Raw genomic sequence first — 15,612 nt, 5'->3', positions numbered from 1 at the left:
AAAGCAAGTCACAGGAAGGCTCATGAACGTAATCGAAGGGGCATTTGCCGCGCCCAACGCGCAGGTTGCTATTGTTATCTCTCGCTTTAATAGCTTTATCAACGAGAGTTTGCTAGATGGTGCGGTTGACGCACTGAAGCGCCAAGGCCAAGTCAACGACGATAATATCACCGTGGTGCGTTGCCCAGGTGCCTACGAGTTGCCTGTGGTGACCCAAAAGCTCGCCAAGAGCGGTCGCTATGACGCGATTGTGGCACTTGGATCAGTGATCCGTGGTGGCACACCGCATTTTGACTATGTCGCCGGAGAATGTAATAAAGGGTTGGCACAAGTTGCACTGGCGTTTGAAACCCCAGTCGCATTTGGTGTGCTAACGGTCGACACCATTGAGCAAGCGATCGAACGCGCAGGTACCAAGGCTGGTAACAAAGGGGCAGAGGCTGCACTGAGCGCGCTTGAAATGGTGAATGTTCTGTCCCAAATTGAATCCTAAATGGGGGTTAAAGTGAAACCAGCCGCACGACGTAATGCACGCCAATTTGCATTGCAAGCCATCTATTCATGGCAGCTAGCGCAAGGTAATGTTGCTGATATTGAAGCCGCGTTTCTTGCCGCAGATAAATACGAAGAAGAAGACGAGCATCAGAAAACCGAGCCGCTTCTACGTGAACCAGAAACAGACGTTGCTTACTTTCGTAATCTGTTTAGCGGTGTTGCGCTTAGCCATCAAGAGCTTGATAGTAAGATGCGCCCGTACCTATCCCGTCCTTTGCAGGATTTAGATGATATGGAGCATGCCTTACTGCGTCTTGCGATGTATGAGCTGATCAAGTGCGACGATGTCCCCTACAAAGTGGTTATCAATGAGGCCGTTGAACTGGCAAAACGTTTTGGCGCAGAAGACAGCCATAAGTTTGTCAACGGTGTCTTGGATAAAGCGTACCCTCGGTTACGTTAATCCCTTCCCGACTAGGCCAGCACTGCTGGCCTTTTTATTGTTCTATCCAACAAAATAGTGTTTATGACACGCAACGAATTTGATTTGATTCGCGACTACTTCGCTCGTCAGCCGGTCAAGCGTCGTGATGTCGCTTTAGGTATTGGTGATGACTGTGCGTTGGTCGAGGTCCCTGAAGGCTGCCAGTTAGTGGTGACCACAGATACGCTGGTGGAGGGGACGCATTTTCTTCCGACTGCGAGTGCCTCTGATGTGGCGCACAAGGCGTTGGCCTCGAACTTGAGTGATTTAGCTGCGATGGGGGCAATGCCAGCGTGGTGTTCTCTGGCGCTTACCTTACCAGAGCCCGATGATGCCTGGGTGGCAGGTTTTTGCCAAGGCTTTGCTGCCCTTGCCGAGCATTTTCAGGTCCAGCTGATTGGCGGTGATACCACACGTGGGCCCAAAAGCATCACCATTACCTTACATGGCCATGTGCCTAAAGGGCAGGCCTTGACGCGCGCGGGGGCGAAACCGGGCGACTGGATTTTTGTGACCGGCACACTGGGTGAGAGCCAAGCCGGGCTTGATTATATTCTCGGCAAGACAGTGGTTGATAAGGCTCGCGCAACCACATTAATCAATCGTCATTATCGCGCTCAGCCCCGAGTAACCGCTGGACAGGCATTGCGGGGTATCGCGTCAGCGGCGATTGATATTTCTGATGGTTTACACGCAGACTTAACCCACATCCTCACCGCCAGCGGTGTTGGCGCAAAAGTCGATGTGGCGCAATTACCACTTTCTGAAGCCTTGTTGGCCGATCAAGCCAGTGTCGAGCAGGCACAAAAATTTGCCCTGACCAGTGGTGAGGAGTATGAACTGTGTTTTACTGTCCCTGAGCTACACCGTGGCACATTAGATACAGCACTCAAGCACAGTGGCGTGAGTGTGCAATGCATCGGGCAAATAACCGGCAACCATCGCCTTGAGCTTGTAGCAGACAATCAGCCTCTCGATTGGGTGCTGTCTGGATGGGATCATTTTAAGGAGCCACATCGTGACGGATCCTAAACATCGTTTATCTTTGACCAATCCATACCATTTATTGGCACTTGGCTTTGGCAGTGGCTTGTCACCGATAGTACCCGGGACCGTCGGTACCTTGTTTGCGGTGCCGTTTTATCTTGCGTTTGTCAATTACGGCGGCATCCTTGGACTGTGGGTGGCCATTATTGTCGGTGGCCTTGCTGGCATTGCTATTTGCGGGCGGGCGTCGAAAGATATGCAAGTGCATGATCATGGCGCGATCGTTTGGGACGAGTTCGTAGGATTCTGGCTAACCATGGCCTTGGTACCCAGCACCGATTGGCAAATCGTGTTGGCAGGGTTTGTGTTATTCCGCATCTTTGATATGGCGAAACCCTGGCCGATCAGCTGGTTGGATAAGCACATTCATGGTGGTTTAGGGATCATGTTGGACGACATTTTAGCTGGCGTGATGGCAATGCTGAGCTTGTGGCTTCTGGCAACCTATACACAGGTTTTAATCTGGTTATAGCCATATAGAAAGATAATGGCGCTCCCACAGGGACTCGAACCCCGATCGATCGCTTAGGAGGCGACTGCTCTATCCTGTTGAGCTATGAGAGCGTGTCGATATTATACGTAAAAACAGGCGCGATTTAAGCGCCTGTTTTCATTTAATTAACCCCTTTGGTCACTATGTCGCCGATTTGTATGCTGCCGCTGAGGTTATTGGGCTGAACCACGGCTTCAGCGCTGCTTTCATAAACGCGTGCAACAGTCAGAGTGATCCCGCTTTTTCGACGTTGAGTACGGACGATACCTAAATCATCGGTAAACGAGGCAATGTGCCAAAGGTTTAATTGATCGCCTTGTTTCACTCCATTGATACGCCCGACATTGATTTGTGCAATATTGTCTTTGAGGGCGACGATTTCTGGCTTGCTGGCGCGACAAGACAGTGACGACTCCAAATCTAACAATATATTTCGACTCATTCGGCGTGCCATTTGCCCATAAGGAGATTGCCAAAAGCGCGCGGTCTGAGTATCGACTTGGCTATGGCGTTCAAACGGCCATTGGGCGACATCGCGATAGCGGCGCTGAAATATGACTTCACCACTCTCACTGTCCATTGCCTGAACATTGACGGCCAACTGGCGGTTATTTTGTGCTTCACCAAAGCCACTGGCGTCGGTTGTGGCAGACAAGTCAGTGATTGCGCCTGTGATCACAAACTGCGCGTCTTTGTCTTCCGCTAACATGGCCACCGTACGGGGCGCATTGGGCGAGACATCGACATTGGCGATACCACGCCCAACAAAGCTTTGTGCGTGTTGTTTTATCTCACGGTTAAGGAGTACCGAAAAGTCATCGCCAAATTGATAAATGCCCCCTAATGCGGCTTGTTGGGGGGAAACAATTGGAAAACGTGTTAACACCATACCTTTTTTATACTGGGTTTTGTGGCAAGCGTTTGCCGATGGATAGATATCTAAGCGCAGATTGACAACATAATTGCCGCCTTGAGTGCCTTCTTCTAACACTTGTACTTCGCGCACCGCATTGCCGCTAAACTGATAACCAGCTTTGACTTGCGAGTAAAATCGCTTGAGTTGCTGCAAGCTGCCTACATCGGCACCGGCGAAGCGCATGGCATCAAAAGTTGCGGCTTCAAGTGCCCGAACACGGGCGGCTTGCTGGCTTTCGAGTATCGGGGAGCTGGCTGATACTTCATACCACGCCGCGTGCGCCCAAGGAGCGACACTCAGGCTGACAATGAGCGTTAACCGCGCCAAAAGGGTTTTCATAGTCAAGATCTCACTTAGTGGGTATGGAAATTGCTTTCAATCTATTAGTGCGTAGGGTTAAGACCTACCAAAAAGATGACGCAAAGACGCTGATGCAAGTTGTGTACCCAAATAGAGCCAGCAATCAAAGGTAAAGGTTTAATGAAATCAACCGATACCCTTAATGACACACTTGTCTCACATCGATGACTGAGCGCGGAGCATGATACGATGAAAAAGTGGATAGTGGCGATAGTAGCGCTATGGGTAACAGGCTGTGCTTACACGCCAATTTATAACGGCAAAGAGCCGTATTCGGGCAGTGAGTTTTTCCTTAAGCAGCGGCCACGTCACACCCTTGATTACTTTCTAAATAGCATGGCCGATGAGCTGTTAGCCACCAATGCGTATTTGACAGCGCGAACGCCCTTGGCGGTTACCTCGTTTGTTGATTTGCAAAAAATGGATGAGACCAACTGGTTAGGTAATACCGTGACCGAGGGGCTGATTTACCAAATGCAGCGCCGCGGCTTTACGGTGATTGACTTTAAATCGACGGGCGCGATTCGGGTCACGGAAGACGGCGATTTTACCATTAGCCGAGACTGGAAAGAGCTGAACCCTGAACAACAAATCGATTATGTATTGACGGGAACTATGTTGCGTCAAGGTGGCGGGGTATTGGTCAATGCCCGGGTAATCGGTATGGAATCTCGCGTGGTGGTTGCCTCGGCGCAAGGCTTCTTGCCGGCCGATCGTATTGGGCGTGATATTGATAGTTTATACAAGGTTCGCAAACGCGATGGCGTGATTATTCGAGATGATCAAAATCGCGTGAAGCGTGAGACAGTGGTGCTAAAACCTTAGTATAGGAAAGAGTAAGGTAGATAAATGTTTACGAAACAAGGACTTGCCATCACAATCTTGCTGATGCTGTCAGCCTGTCAGCCATTAACCAAGATGAAAGAAGAAAATATCATTTCTGCGGTGGGAATGGCATCGATCAGTGCGCAACAAGGCGCAACCCAAGAAGAAAAAGAAACCCGTGCTATGCGTGCCTCTAAAGTGGACGCCTACAAAGAGTTGAGCGAGCAAGTTTATGGCTTGCGGGTCAGCAGCCGTTCGAGCGTCAACGATCAAAGTTTAGGTCGTGACAATACGCAAGGCGCCGTCGATGGCATTATTCGCGGTGCCGAAGTGGTGGCCAGTTATAAAGTGGGGGACAGCTACGTCACAGAACTCGAACTTGATCTTGATACCATGCAGAAAATGAAACGCTATGGCGAAGCGCAGCCTGTACCGAGTAACAATAATATTATTTTCTAGGCGTTAGGGCGTCTTTCTCTGGTTAAATACGATGGATGACGCCAACATCTTGGCACTCAAGCGGGCGGGTGTAACAAACGACCTAGTCTTTTAGACGGAGAGCGAGCACTATGCTCGCTTTTTTAGTGCTTGAATCAGGCTCTATAGTGGCGCGATAGCGCATCACGCTGTCTTAGGGAACAAACTAGAGTCGGCAAAAGACAGGCAGATGGAAGCACGGCGATAAGGCAAGTAAGGAAAGTAAAGCTCACAAGTATCCGTTAGATTCGGCGTGTCTGGCCGTTAGGCGTGGTGGTGCGTGGGGAGGACGTTACGCTTTGACGTTAGTGCCCAGGGTTTTTCTCCCCGATGCGTTACCGTCTTGGTTATAGGTCAGTTCTGACTTACCACCGCTTTCTTGGAACAGATTGCGCAGGCGATGAATGCTTAAACTGGCGCGCTGAAGTGCAACACCATTGGTTTCATTTTGTTGTTTACAGGCAGAGAGCGTGGATTGAATGGCACTCACGTGTTCAATTAACGCCTGATCATGGTTAAGCAAATCACGTTCAGGGTGACGACTGATTTGCGCGTCATTGCGTTGAATTTCGTTGATAAGTGATTGTTTTTGTTTGGCGATTGCTTCGATATCTTCGGAGGCGCGGCTGGCAATGACACCGGCTTCTTGCTCGAGCACGCTTTGTAGCGCTTGAACTCGCTCGAGTTGCTGTTCAACCAAGGTTGTTAAAGGCGCAGTAGGGGTCATAACCACTCCAATCAGCTTAGCTGTCGTTGAGATCGTTCTCGAAACGCATCATGTTTGCGGCAAGCTTGTCAGGATCCACTTTATAAGAGCCGTTTGATATTGCTTGTTTGATTTGATCAACTTTAGCGCTATCAAAATAGGGCTCAGATGCCATTTTCTGATTCATTTTATCGATCACTTGGCTTTGCTGGCTGAGCGAAACAGCGTCGTCTTGGGCTTTCACCCCTTGCTGTTCACGAACTGAGCCGCCTTGCGTTTCTTGTGTTTGGGTCTGGTTACTCGTATTACGAGTTGTGGTCAGGGGTTGCTGATTACCACGTAGTTGGTCAATACTCGCCATAACATCGCCTTACTGTCAGTCGCTTTTTGAGTCCGTCGCTCAGCGTATCGGCACACCTTGCTGTTACTTTAGCAGTGTGACGTAAAAAGTTAGAAATTAACCGTTACTTCGCCGACCGCTGAGATTGTAGCATCGACAATCCGGTTAGATTTATTGTTCTTCACTTTTATTTGCTCACCTAGAGCGCCATCACTTAATGCCGTGCCTTTTGCAACAATGTTCAGTCCGTTTCCTTGCGCAGTGATCAAAACGTCATCATTTCGACACACGGCGCAGACATCGTTACTGCTGATCGGTTCACCTATCCCCACGGTTCGTTTGACTTTAGAGCCAATTAAACGTGCGGGTTGCGTATAGGTATGCCCGCGTTGAAACCGACTATTTACCATCTGAACGGCTACATCATTTGAAGCAATAGTCATGCCACGATTGAGCGGTCGCTTTGCGACAACCGAGGGGGTCATCAGCTCGATTTTAACCGGAATATACACTTGCCAGTTGTCTCGATCACAAGACACCATCACGGTCACTGAGGTATTAATCTGTTGACGACCTGGCACTTTGGTGTCGAGTGGCACGGGGCAATCGGTGAGACGCATACGCGAATCAAGGTTCCCCGCCGCGATGTTGAGTTCGCCATTTTTAGGCAGCGAAATAATATCGGCGACATGCGCCTCCGCGGCTTCTTGCACCGCTTCAATTTGACTTACTGTCGCAGCAGCTATACTTACGCTAAAGCTTGTAAGCCAAACGACGATAAATAAACATGATATCTTGGACATAGTTCAATCCAGCAGTAGCGGACGTTAAGAAAAAAATCCCTTCTTTTCTCGAGAGTCATGTGATTACCCACTATGATTACCATGCTACTCTACAAAAAAAACGGGGCAATATGGAGTTTATCTTATGACAGGTGGTGTTCTTGATTCGGTCAACCAGCGTACGCAGCTGGTAGGACAAAACCGGTTAGAGCTGTTGACTTTCCGCCTGATGAGAAAACAGCGCTTTGGCATTAATGTATTTAAAGTCAAAGAGGTGCTGCAATGCCCACGACTCACCGCAATGGCAAATTTGCATCCTTTGGTGAAAGGAGTGGCTCACATCCGCGGTCAAACCGTTTCTGTCATCGACATGAGCCTAGCAACTGGCGGGCCAGCTATTCCTGATCCAGAGAATCGCTTTGTGATCATTGCAGAATTCAACCGTTCGATGCAGGGCTTCCTTGTCGGCTCGGTCGAGCGTATCGTTAATATGAACTGGGAAAAAATTCTCCCCCCTCCTCAAGGGACAGGGCGATCCCACTACCTCACGGCGGTTACCGAAATTGATAACGAGTTAGTGGAAGTGCTCGATGTTGAGAAAATTCTCAATGAAATCGCACCTGTGAATGAAGATGTGAGTGAGGAAGTACTCTCGAAACGTGAAGAGCGGGAAGAGAGTGCTCCGAGTCAAGTGCTAGTGGCCGATGATTCCAGCGTTGCACGCCGACAGGTGAAGCGCGCGGTTGAAAGCGTCGGTTATGACGTTATCTTGGTACAAGATGGCAAAGAAGCACTCGAAAAACTGAAAGAAATGGCCGCTGAGGGAAGCATCTACAGTCAACTTGCCTTGGTGATCTCCGATATCGAAATGCCTGAAATGGATGGGTATACCCTCACAACTGAGATTAGAAAAGATTCGAGTCTTAAAGATCTTCATGTAGTATTGCACTCATCATTGAGTGGGGTATTTAATGAGGCCATGGTTGAGCGTGTCGGGGCTAACTCGTTTATCGCGAAGTTCGACCCTGACGAATTGGGCTCTGCCGTACTCGAGGCGGTTAAGTCGTAACCCAACCAAAGCGATTGAGTTAATTAATGACAAATGTAGCAATCAGTGACCAAGAATATCGAGACTTTTGCAAACATCTCGAAGCCAAGTGTGGGATCGTACTGGGAGACAGCAAGCAGTATCTGGTACGTAGCCGCTTGAGCCCGCTGGTGAATAAATTTGGCGTGGGGTCGCTGTCAGAATTGATAAAGTCGGTGATTACGGGGCGTAATCGTGAACTCGCGGTTGCGGCCATTGATGCGATGACCACCAACGAAACATTGTGGTTTCGTGATACCTATCCGTATGAGGTGCTGGCACATCGCTTGTTACCCGAGCTGGCTAAATCACGTAAACCGATTAAAATCTGGTCCTCGGCGAGTTCGTCAGGACAAGAGCCGTATTCGATTGCCATGACAGTCGCGGAAACCCAGCAGCGTAAACCTGGCATGATGGGCAGCGTAAGCATCACCGCCACCGATATCTCCACGTCGATGTTAGAAGCCTGTCGTCAGGGAATTTATGACAACCTAGCACTAGGACGTGGGCTGTCGCCAGAGCGTCGTCGTACGTTTTTTGAAGATGTCGGTGACGGCAAAATGCGGATCAAAGACAATATAAAGCGCATGGTGACCTTCCGCCCACAAAACTTGATGGAAAGCTACAGCCTTTTAGGCAAGTTTGACATCATTTTCTGTCGTAATGTATTGATTTACTTTTCACCTGATATGAAAGCCAAAGTGTTGAATCAAATGGCGGGAGCACTGAATCCCGGCGGTTATTTGATCTTGGGCGCGTCGGAGTCACTCACGGGGTTAACTGACAAGTTCGAGATGATTCGGTGTAACCCTGGCATTATTTATAAGCTTAAATAGAGGACGGCAAAAAGCGGCACATTGTTTGCCGCTTTTTTGCCTCCTAGTCTCGCGCTCTCGTTTTTCATTCATCAGTGCCCCTGCTCTCAGTCCACGTCCCACCTGGGTTTAAGATAAAAAAGAAGCCTTGCTAGAAACTTGGCACCCTGTTTGCTTTATTCCATGCAGTAAGAACTCGGAGGTTGTCCATGGCGATCACATTTGACAATGCACTTGGTGTGCACCAGCACACGGTTGGCGTAAGAGGCAAGCGGGCAGAAACCCTGTCTAGCAACATTGCAAATGCCAACACGCCAGGTTACAAGGCGCAAGACATCGACTTTCAACGCGCCCTAAAAGCGGCAACATCCGAGGCAAGTATTGGCCTAAGCCGCACCAATGAGCGGCACATTGCTGCCTCTAGCCAAGTGATGGGGGAAAAGAAGTACCGTATCCCCACACAGCCAGATACCGGCGATGGCAACACGGTTGATGCGCAATTAGAAAAGAACTTGTTCATGCAGAACGCACTGGAATACCAAGCCTCACTGGATTTTCTTGGCTCTAAGTTCAAGAACATGAAAAAGGCATTGAATGGGAAATAATCGATGAGTTTGTTTAATATTTTTAACGTGTCGGGATCGGCGATGAGTGCCGAATCAGTACGATTGAACACCACATCAAGTAACCTGGCCAATGCCAATTCGGTGAGCAGCTCTGCTGAAGAGACGTATCGAGCCCGGCATCCGATTTTCTCTTCGGAGCTTAATCGCTTTAAGCAGCAGGGTGAAAGTGTGCCAGTCAACATTGATGGTATTGTCGAAAGCCAGAAACCATTACGCGCGGAATATAACCCCAACCATCCGATGTCGAATGATGAAGGGTATATCTTTAAGCCGAACGTCAATGTGATGGAAGAGATGGCGAATATGATTTCCGCATCGCGCGCCTATCAAACCAATGTGCAGGTGGCCGATGCGAGTAAACAAATGCTGATGCGTACGCTTCAGATGGGTCAGTAATGTAGGAGGCGAAGATGGCCGGAATCGACGGTACAGGTTCAACAAACGGACTGTCCTACATTGACCAGCTAAAGGCGCAGCAAGAGAAAAAACTGCAAGAGAAGCAAGACTCGACCACGGGTAAACAAGCACTCGAGCAGGAAGACTTTCTCAAATTGCTCACCAAACAGCTGTCACAGCAGGATCCGTCTAAACCTGTCGATAATGACAAGATGATCTCACAGATGGCGTCGTTTGCCACGGTTGAGGGCATCGGTAAAATGAATAAGCAATTTGATACGTTCAATGAGTCGATTACGTCTAACCAGGCATTGCAAGCGTCATCTTTGGTTGGACGTGACGTCCTCGTCCCCGGCTCCACCGGGGTGAAAGGTGAAACGGGCGGTGTTGCAGGAATGGTGAAGCTGCCCCAAGCGCTGGATAATGTCAGTGTTCGGGTGGAAAACGAGCAAGGGCAACTATTGCGGACCTTCAGTATGGGCGCTAAGCCGCCGGGTGATCACCGCGTTGAATGGGACGGGCTCGACGATAACGGCAATCCTATGCCGGAGGGCACGTACAAAATTAAAGTAAGTGGCATGGTTGATGGCCAAACCCAAGAGTTTGATGTGTCGACCTATGCCAATGTAAACAGTGTCTTGCTGGGGAATGGCGATGGCAATGTGATGTTGAATATTGCTGGCTTTTCCTCACCGATGAAACTGGCTGAAGTGCTAGAGGTCGGTAACGCCGACGTCGGAAATGTGACGAAAGGCTAACCGATTTATTAGGAGTGAAAAGCAATGGGTTTTAATATTGCGTTAAGTGGCCTTGGTGCGGCCCAGAAAGACATGAACACCACCAGTAACAACATCTCGAATGCCAATACGTATGGCTTTAAGGAATCGCGTGCTGAGTTTGGTGATGTCTACTCAACGTCCATCTTCTCAAACTCGAAGACCACTAACGGGACCGGTGTACAAACGTCGACCGTGGCACAGCAGTTCCACGAAGGCTCAAGTATCTACACCAACAACCCACTTGATTTGCGGATTAGCGGTAACGGCTTTTTCGGCGTGTCAAATGACAAGCTGCAAAATAACGATTACCACTTAACGCGCAACGGTGCCTTCCACCTTGATAAAAATAACGACATTATCAACTCTGAGGGTCAGTATTTGCTCGGTTATAATGTCGACCCTGACACCCAGCAGGTTTCGTCTTATGAGCCGCAGTCGCTCAATGTGCCCGATCAGTTTGGCCAGCCTCGTGCATCAGAAAATGTCGATATTGGCTTGAACTTACCGGCCGGCGGGGAAGAGAAAGATCCCGCACAGTTTAATTTTGAAGATCCAGAAACCTATAACAAGCAAACGTCGGCAACGGTCTATGACTCACTGGGTCAGCCGTACAAATTGTCGACGTATTATGTAAAAGGTAACGATCCGGCGAATCCGAACAGTTGGTCGGTGTACTACACCATGACAGATCCTGAAGGTGAGAAGCCGGTGAATATCCAAGGCGGTAATGTCACCAATGCCGCTGGACAGGTTGGCCACACCATCGACTTTAACTCCGATGGCTCGGTGAACAGCATCAATGGCGGTAACCCGATCGTGACCGATGCCTTGGGGCCAGCGGGAGCAGGGCTAGAAATGAACGGGGCTGACGGTGACCAGCAGCTCACGCTCAACTTCGATAATCCGACTCAATATGCCGCGCCGTTTGAGATGCGTAAATTTACTGACGACGGTGCAACCACGGGGTATCTTACCAAGGTCGATATTGATCCTAAAGGCACCATTATGGCGACCTACAGTAACGGTGAAAATGTCGCGTTGGGGCGGGTTGCGATGGTGCGCGTCGCCAACCAGCAAGGCTTAGCCCAAGTAGGCAATACCCAATGGGATGTGACTCAAGATTCGGGTGACCCCGTTTTTGGTGAAGCGATGCAAGGCGCCTTTGGTCAGGTAAAAAGCGGGACGATCGAGCAGTCCAATATCGATATGACCCAAGAGTTGGTTGACTTGATTACCGCGCAGCGAAACTTTCAGGCTAACTCACGTGCCTTGGAAGTGAGTAACCAGATGCAACAAAATATTCTACAAATCCGTTAGTGACATTAACCTTGCCGCCCACTGATAGGGCGGCAAGGCTTTTCCATTTCCTCTCTCTTCTTCCCCCTTTCTGGCGGCGAAAATACTAGTAATAGATTGATCTTAAAGGCATAAAATTACTGGCACGCTCTTTGCTTTCTTCTGTGTAGAACGATTGTGGAGGCAACCAATTATGGATCGCTCGTTATACCTTGCCATGAGTGGCGCAAAGCAAGATATGCAGGCTATGCAATTGCGCGCTAATAACTTGGCCAATGTCAGCACCACCGGTTTCCGGGCTGACCTTGAACAGTCTCGATCAATGCAAGCTTATGGCGAGGGGTTACCCAGTCGAGTATTCAATATGACTGAGCGACCTGGATACAGCTTCGAGCAAGGCTCAACCATTACCACAGGTCGTAATCTGGATGTGGCGGTGCAAGGTGAAGGCTGGATGTCAGTGCTAGACAGCCAAGGGCAAGAAGGCTACACCCGTGCCGGCCATCTCAAAGTGGATCAAACCGGCCTACTCCAAAACAGTAATGGTAACCTCATTCTCGGAGAGAGTGGGGGCCCGATATTTATTCCCCTCCCTGCAGCAAAAATAGAAGTGGGCAAAGACGGCGGTGTTTCTGTACTCCCCCAAGGTGCGCCACCTGATGCGATGGAAGTGGTGGATAGAATCAAACTGGTTCGCCCAGATAATCAAGATCTCTTTAAAGACAAAGACGGCGTGTTCAAACCCAAAGAGGCCGGCACCGTGTTTCCAGCCGATGCTGGTGTCACGCTGCAAACAGGGGCGTTAGAAGGCAGTAACGTCAACGCTGTGGGTGAGATGACTGGGTTAATTGACTTGCAACGTCATTTTGAAATGCAAGTGAAATTAATGAAAACCGCAGAAAAAATGGACGAGTCGTCAGCATCACTATTGCGGCTTGGCTAAGGTTTATTAAGAGGAAGTAATTATGCATCCAGCATTATGGGTCAGTAAAACCGGACTTGATGCGCAGCAGACCAATATCTCGACGATTTCGAATAACCTAGCCAACGCATCCACGGTCGGGTTTAAAAAATCACGCGCGGTGTTTGAAGATCTCTTCTACCAGAACATTAACCAACCAGGTGGGCAATCCTCACAGAACACTGAGTTGCCAAGTGGATTGATGCTCGGTGCCGGTTCAAAGGTGGTGGCCACCCAGCGTGTCCACACCAATGGTAATGTGCAAACCACAGACAATGCCCTCGACATGATGATTGAGGGAGACGGCTTTTTCCAAGTGCTGCTCCCTGATGGCAACATCGGCTATCAGCGTAACGGTCAATTTACCTTGAATGATGAAGGCACGATAGTGACGTCAGGTTCAGGTTACACCTTAGAGCCTGAAATCACCGTTCCTGACGATGCGGTGCAAGTGACGGTTGGAACCGATGGTGAAGTGTCTGTGCGATTACGAGGTCAGCAAGAGAACCAGGTACTGGGTCAAATTACTACGGTGGATTTCATTAACCCAGGTGGGTTGGAGCCAATAGGCCAAAATATTTACCTACCCACCGGCGCGAGTGGTGATCCACAAGAAGGCGTTCCCGGGCTTGATGGCTTTGGTGAAGTCAAGCAATCGATGCTGGAAACCTCTAACGTCAATGTGACTGAAGAGCTGGTGAACATGATTGAGGCTCAGCGTGTCTACGAAATGAACTCCAAAGTGATCTCGTCGGTTGACCAGATGCTCAGCTACGTCAATCAGCAGCTTTAAGTAAGGTTTAGGAGGCAATGATGTCGGTGCAACGTATATTAATCCCAGGCCTTTTCTTTGCCACCTTGTTGGGGCTGGGTGGCTGTTCATTGCCGGGGCAACAAGATACAGGCAGTGATCTTGACCAAGCGACCTCGACCACCGACGCGGTAGAAGGGGACACCACACCAGAGAGCGAAGGCTTGATTGGTTTGTTGCGCCAACGTGATGATCCCAAAGCTGACGATCCAGCATGGTCGCCGATTCGCCCACAACAACCTCCTGAGCACTATGCCACGGCAACGGGCTCTTTGTTTAATGCCAGTGAACAGCGTGATCTCTATGATGGCTCCAAGCCTCGCGGGCTAGGCGACATTGTGACCGTGATGCTGGAAGAAAATACCCAAGCACAAAAAAGCGCCAGTTCTGACTTAGCCAAATCCAATGATCTGACCATGGATCCCCTCTCGCTTGGTGGTGAAGAGATCACCATTGGCGAGCGAACCTTGTCTTACGAAGTCAGTAATGACAATTCGGTAACTGGCTCTACCTCAGCGGATCAAAGTAACAGTCTTCAAGGCTCTATCTCTGTGCAGGTGGTGGATGTGCTGGCGAACGGTAACCTGATGGTGCGTGGTGAAAAGTGGCTTACTTTGAACTCCGGGGATGAGTACATTCGTCTCAGCGGCACCATTCGTCCGGCCGATATCGGCCCTGACAACACCATTGCATCGACCCGAATTTCCAACGCCAGAATTCAGTATTCAGGCACCGGTGAGCGACAAGATACCCAAGAACAAGGCTGGTTGGCACGATTCTTTAATGTCACCTTGTAGCCCTACAATGTGCCGGAGAGTTGACGTGAAAAAGTGGTTGTTATCGATAGTCCTGCTGACGGTGGCGATGCCAAGCCTGGCCGCGCGCATCAAAGATGTGGCGGAGGTGGCTGGGGTACGCAGTAACACCCTAACGGGTTATGGCTTGGTAGTGGGGTTACCGGGTACCGGCGAGAGCACGCCCTTTACCGATCAAAGTTTTAAGTCGATGCTAGAAAACTTTGGCATCCAATTGCCGCCAGATATCAATCCTCAATCGGCCAACATTGCCGCCGTCGCCGTCACCGCTGATCTGCCTGCGTTTGCCAAACAAGGTCAAAAACTTGACGTTACTGTGTCGTCGATTGGGTCGGCAGAGAGCTTACGTGGCGGCACCTTGCTACAAACTTTTCTCAAAGGTTTGGATGGTAAGGTCTATGCAACCGCACAAGGAAACTTGATTGTCGGTGGCTTTAGCGCGACCGGTGCCGATGGCTCTCAGCTGGTGGGCAACACCCCAACCGTTGGCCGTATTACCAATGGCGCGTCCGTTGAGCGGGAAGTCCCTAATCCCTTTGGTCGTGGTGATTACCTGACCTTTAACCTGTTCCAATCCGACTTTACCACCGCACAGCGTATGGCGGATGCGGTTAATCGCTTTCTTGGTCCGTCTACCGCATCGGCCATGGATGCGACCTCAGTGAGAGTCCGAGCGCCACGCGATGTGAGCCAGCGCGTGGCTTTCTTATCCACCGTGGAAAATATTGAGTTTCAGCCGGGTGATGCGGCAGCAAAAATAATCGTTAACTCTCGCACCGGCACCATTGTGGTTGGGCAAAATGTTCGCCTTCGCCCAGCCGCCATTACTCATGGGGGAATGACGGTCTCCATACAAGAGGACTTCAACGTTGATCAACCTAATCCACTAGGAGGCGGTGAAGCTGTGGTCACGCCTGATACTGAGATCAATGTTGAGGAAGAAGAAGGGCGAATGTTCCACTTTAAACCTGGCGTGACCCTAGACGATCTCGTACGTGCCGTGAATGGGGTTGGCGCGGCACCCTCGGATCTCATGGCGATTTTGCAAGCGCTGAAACAAGCCGGGGCCATCGATGGCCAATTGATAGTGATATAGGGCAA

General features: G+C 49.9%; 20 protein-coding genes and 1 tRNA gene. 16 read left to right on the top strand and 5 right to left on the bottom strand.

The features are described 5' to 3' along the window. The first annotated feature begins 22 nt into the window (after positions 1-22). From ribH to pgpA, 4 genes are all read left to right on the top strand, one after another. On the top strand, positions 23-493 hold the full coding sequence (gene ribH / locus BGL48_RS13920; protein ID WP_069363226.1) for a 6,7-dimethyl-8-ribityllumazine synthase: 471 nt from the start codon (positions 23-25) through the stop codon (positions 491-493). Beyond that, entirely contained in the window at positions 494-958 is a 465-nt protein-coding gene (gene nusB / locus BGL48_RS13915) for a transcription antitermination factor NusB (protein ID WP_069363225.1), read from the top strand. Positions 959-1,021: 63 nt separating this feature from the next. Next, on the top strand, positions 1,022-2,011 hold the full coding sequence (thiL, locus tag BGL48_RS13910; protein WP_069363224.1) for a thiamine-phosphate kinase: 990 nt from the start codon (positions 1,022-1,024) through the stop codon (positions 2,009-2,011). Beyond that, positions 1,998-2,498 (top strand): phosphatidylglycerophosphatase A, encoded by a 501-nt coding sequence (gene pgpA, locus BGL48_RS13905; RefSeq protein WP_069363223.1) that lies wholly within the window; start codon positions 1,998-2,000, stop codon positions 2,496-2,498. The genes thiL and pgpA overlap by 14 nt, the downstream gene beginning before the upstream one ends. Before the next feature lie 16 nt (positions 2,499-2,514). On the opposite strand, the gene BGL48_RS13900 is transcribed toward pgpA, so the two are convergent. Together BGL48_RS13900 and BGL48_RS13895 are read right to left on the bottom strand one after the other, a co-directional pair. Continuing rightward, positions 2,515-2,590 (bottom strand) — tRNA-Arg (locus BGL48_RS13900). Positions 2,591-2,640: 50 nt separating this feature from the next. Then, on the bottom strand, positions 2,641-3,774 hold the full coding sequence (locus BGL48_RS13895; RefSeq protein ID WP_069363222.1) for a flagella assembly protein FlgT: 1,134 nt from the start codon (positions 3,772-3,774) through the stop codon (positions 2,641-2,643). Positions 3,775-3,984: 210 nt separating this feature from the next. On the opposite strand from BGL48_RS13895, the gene BGL48_RS13890 reads away from it, so the two are divergent. Next, positions 3,985-4,620: a FlgO family outer membrane protein gene (locus BGL48_RS13890; RefSeq protein ID WP_069363221.1), complete on the top strand. Its 636-nt coding sequence runs from the start codon at positions 3,985-3,987 to the stop codon at positions 4,618-4,620. A 24-nt stretch (positions 4,621-4,644) separates the two neighbouring features. Then, the gene (locus BGL48_RS13885) at positions 4,645-5,079 is read left to right on the top strand and encodes an LPP20 family lipoprotein (protein ID WP_069363220.1); all 435 of its coding nucleotides are present in this window, start codon (positions 4,645-4,647) and stop codon (positions 5,077-5,079) included. A 310-nt stretch (positions 5,080-5,389) separates the two neighbouring features. Here BGL48_RS13885 and BGL48_RS13880 read toward each other — a convergent pair whose 3' ends face one another. The 3 genes from BGL48_RS13880 to flgA all read right to left on the bottom strand — a co-directional run bounded on the left by BGL48_RS13880 (position 5,390) and on the right by flgA (position 6,946). Continuing rightward, positions 5,390-5,824 carry a flagella synthesis protein FlgN gene (locus tag BGL48_RS13880; RefSeq protein ID WP_069363219.1) on the bottom strand — a complete coding sequence of 145 codons (435 nt, stop codon included), beginning with the start codon at positions 5,822-5,824 and terminating at the stop codon, positions 5,390-5,392. 16 nt (positions 5,825-5,840) lie between these two features. Continuing rightward, entirely contained in the window at positions 5,841-6,164 is a 324-nt protein-coding gene (gene flgM / locus BGL48_RS13875; protein ID WP_069363218.1) for a flagellar biosynthesis anti-sigma factor FlgM, read from the bottom strand. Between the two features lie 89 nt (positions 6,165-6,253). Further along, the gene (flgA, locus tag BGL48_RS13870) at positions 6,254-6,946 is read right to left on the bottom strand and encodes a flagellar basal body P-ring formation chaperone FlgA (protein ID WP_069363217.1); all 693 of its coding nucleotides are present in this window, start codon (positions 6,944-6,946) and stop codon (positions 6,254-6,256) included. Positions 6,947-7,070: 124 nt separating this feature from the next. Between flgA and BGL48_RS13865 the strand changes: the two genes are divergently transcribed. From BGL48_RS13865 to BGL48_RS13820, 10 genes are all read left to right on the top strand, one after another. Further along, positions 7,071-7,994: a chemotaxis protein CheV gene (locus tag BGL48_RS13865; protein ID WP_069363216.1), complete on the top strand. Its 924-nt coding sequence runs from the start codon at positions 7,071-7,073 to the stop codon at positions 7,992-7,994. Positions 7,995-8,020: 26 nt separating this feature from the next. Beyond that, a complete protein-coding gene (locus tag BGL48_RS13860; RefSeq protein WP_069363215.1) occupies positions 8,021-8,848 on the top strand; it encodes a protein-glutamate O-methyltransferase in 828 nt (275 codons plus the stop codon). Between the two features lie 188 nt (positions 8,849-9,036). Beyond that, positions 9,037-9,432 carry a flagellar basal body rod protein FlgB gene (gene flgB / locus BGL48_RS13855; protein WP_046074968.1) on the top strand — a complete coding sequence of 132 codons (396 nt, stop codon included), beginning with the start codon at positions 9,037-9,039 and terminating at the stop codon, positions 9,430-9,432. A gap of 3 nt (positions 9,433-9,435) precedes the next feature. Then, positions 9,436-9,849, top strand: a complete 414-nt coding sequence (gene flgC, locus BGL48_RS13850; protein ID WP_069363214.1) for a flagellar basal body rod protein FlgC — start codon at positions 9,436-9,438, stop codon at positions 9,847-9,849. A gap of 14 nt (positions 9,850-9,863) precedes the next feature. Continuing rightward, entirely contained in the window at positions 9,864-10,607 is a 744-nt protein-coding gene (flgD, locus tag BGL48_RS13845; RefSeq protein WP_069363213.1) for a flagellar hook assembly protein FlgD, read from the top strand. A gap of 24 nt (positions 10,608-10,631) precedes the next feature. Further along, positions 10,632-11,945 (top strand): flagellar hook protein FlgE, encoded by a 1,314-nt coding sequence (gene flgE / locus BGL48_RS13840; protein WP_069363212.1) that lies wholly within the window; start codon positions 10,632-10,634, stop codon positions 11,943-11,945. 172 nt (positions 11,946-12,117) lie between these two features. Beyond that, positions 12,118-12,867, top strand: coding sequence for a flagellar basal-body rod protein FlgF (flgF, locus tag BGL48_RS13835; RefSeq protein WP_069363211.1), 750 nt, complete (start codon positions 12,118-12,120; stop codon positions 12,865-12,867). Between the two features lie 22 nt (positions 12,868-12,889). Then, entirely contained in the window at positions 12,890-13,678 is a 789-nt protein-coding gene (gene flgG / locus BGL48_RS13830) for a flagellar basal-body rod protein FlgG (protein ID WP_069363210.1), read from the top strand. Positions 13,679-13,704: 26 nt separating this feature from the next. After that, positions 13,705-14,493 (top strand): flagellar basal body L-ring protein FlgH, encoded by a 789-nt coding sequence (locus BGL48_RS13825; RefSeq protein WP_069363282.1) that lies wholly within the window; start codon positions 13,705-13,707, stop codon positions 14,491-14,493. 67 nt (positions 14,494-14,560) lie between these two features. Continuing rightward, positions 14,561-15,607: a flagellar basal body P-ring protein FlgI gene (locus BGL48_RS13820; RefSeq protein WP_369801983.1), complete on the top strand. Its 1,047-nt coding sequence runs from the start codon at positions 14,561-14,563 to the stop codon at positions 15,605-15,607. The last annotated feature ends 5 nt before the right edge of the window (positions 15,608-15,612 follow it).

The sequence above is a fragment of the Salinivibrio sp. SS3 genome (assembly GCF_001722105.1).
Classification (GTDB): domain Bacteria; phylum Pseudomonadota; class Gammaproteobacteria; order Enterobacterales; family Vibrionaceae; genus Salinivibrio; species Salinivibrio kushneri.
Note: the sequence above shows the minus strand (reverse complement) of the source record. Positions and strands in the feature narration are given on the sequence as shown.

Coding starts and splice junctions, on each gene's coding strand:
- ribH (WP_069363226.1), top strand. CDS start 23: ATGAACGTAATCGAAGGGGCATTTGCCGCGCCCAACGCGCAGGTTGCT.
- nusB (WP_069363225.1), top strand. CDS start 494: ATGGGGGTTAAAGTGAAACCAGCCGCACGACGTAATGCACGCCAATTT.
- thiL (WP_069363224.1), top strand. CDS start 1,022: ATGACACGCAACGAATTTGATTTGATTCGCGACTACTTCGCTCGTCAG.
- BGL48_RS13895 (WP_069363222.1), bottom strand. CDS start 3,774: ATGAAAACCCTTTTGGCGCGGTTAACGCTCATTGTCAGCCTGAGTGTC.
- BGL48_RS13890 (WP_069363221.1), top strand. CDS start 3,985: ATGAAAAAGTGGATAGTGGCGATAGTAGCGCTATGGGTAACAGGCTGT.
- BGL48_RS13885 (WP_069363220.1), top strand. CDS start 4,645: ATGTTTACGAAACAAGGACTTGCCATCACAATCTTGCTGATGCTGTCA.
- BGL48_RS13880 (WP_069363219.1), bottom strand. CDS start 5,824: ATGACCCCTACTGCGCCTTTAACAACCTTGGTTGAACAGCAACTCGAG.
- flgM (WP_069363218.1), bottom strand. CDS start 6,164: ATGGCGAGTATTGACCAACTACGTGGTAATCAGCAACCCCTGACCACA.
- flgA (WP_069363217.1), bottom strand. CDS start 6,946: ATGTCCAAGATATCATGTTTATTTATCGTCGTTTGGCTTACAAGCTTT.
- BGL48_RS13865 (WP_069363216.1), top strand. CDS start 7,071: ATGACAGGTGGTGTTCTTGATTCGGTCAACCAGCGTACGCAGCTGGTA.
- BGL48_RS13860 (WP_069363215.1), top strand. CDS start 8,021: ATGACAAATGTAGCAATCAGTGACCAAGAATATCGAGACTTTTGCAAA.
- flgB (WP_046074968.1), top strand. CDS start 9,037: ATGGCGATCACATTTGACAATGCACTTGGTGTGCACCAGCACACGGTT.
- flgC (WP_069363214.1), top strand. CDS start 9,436: ATGAGTTTGTTTAATATTTTTAACGTGTCGGGATCGGCGATGAGTGCC.
- flgD (WP_069363213.1), top strand. CDS start 9,864: ATGGCCGGAATCGACGGTACAGGTTCAACAAACGGACTGTCCTACATT.
- flgE (WP_069363212.1), top strand. CDS start 10,632: ATGGGTTTTAATATTGCGTTAAGTGGCCTTGGTGCGGCCCAGAAAGAC.
- flgF (WP_069363211.1), top strand. CDS start 12,118: ATGGATCGCTCGTTATACCTTGCCATGAGTGGCGCAAAGCAAGATATG.
- flgG (WP_069363210.1), top strand. CDS start 12,890: ATGCATCCAGCATTATGGGTCAGTAAAACCGGACTTGATGCGCAGCAG.
- BGL48_RS13820 (WP_369801983.1), top strand. CDS start 14,561: ATGCCAAGCCTGGCCGCGCGCATCAAAGATGTGGCGGAGGTGGCTGGG.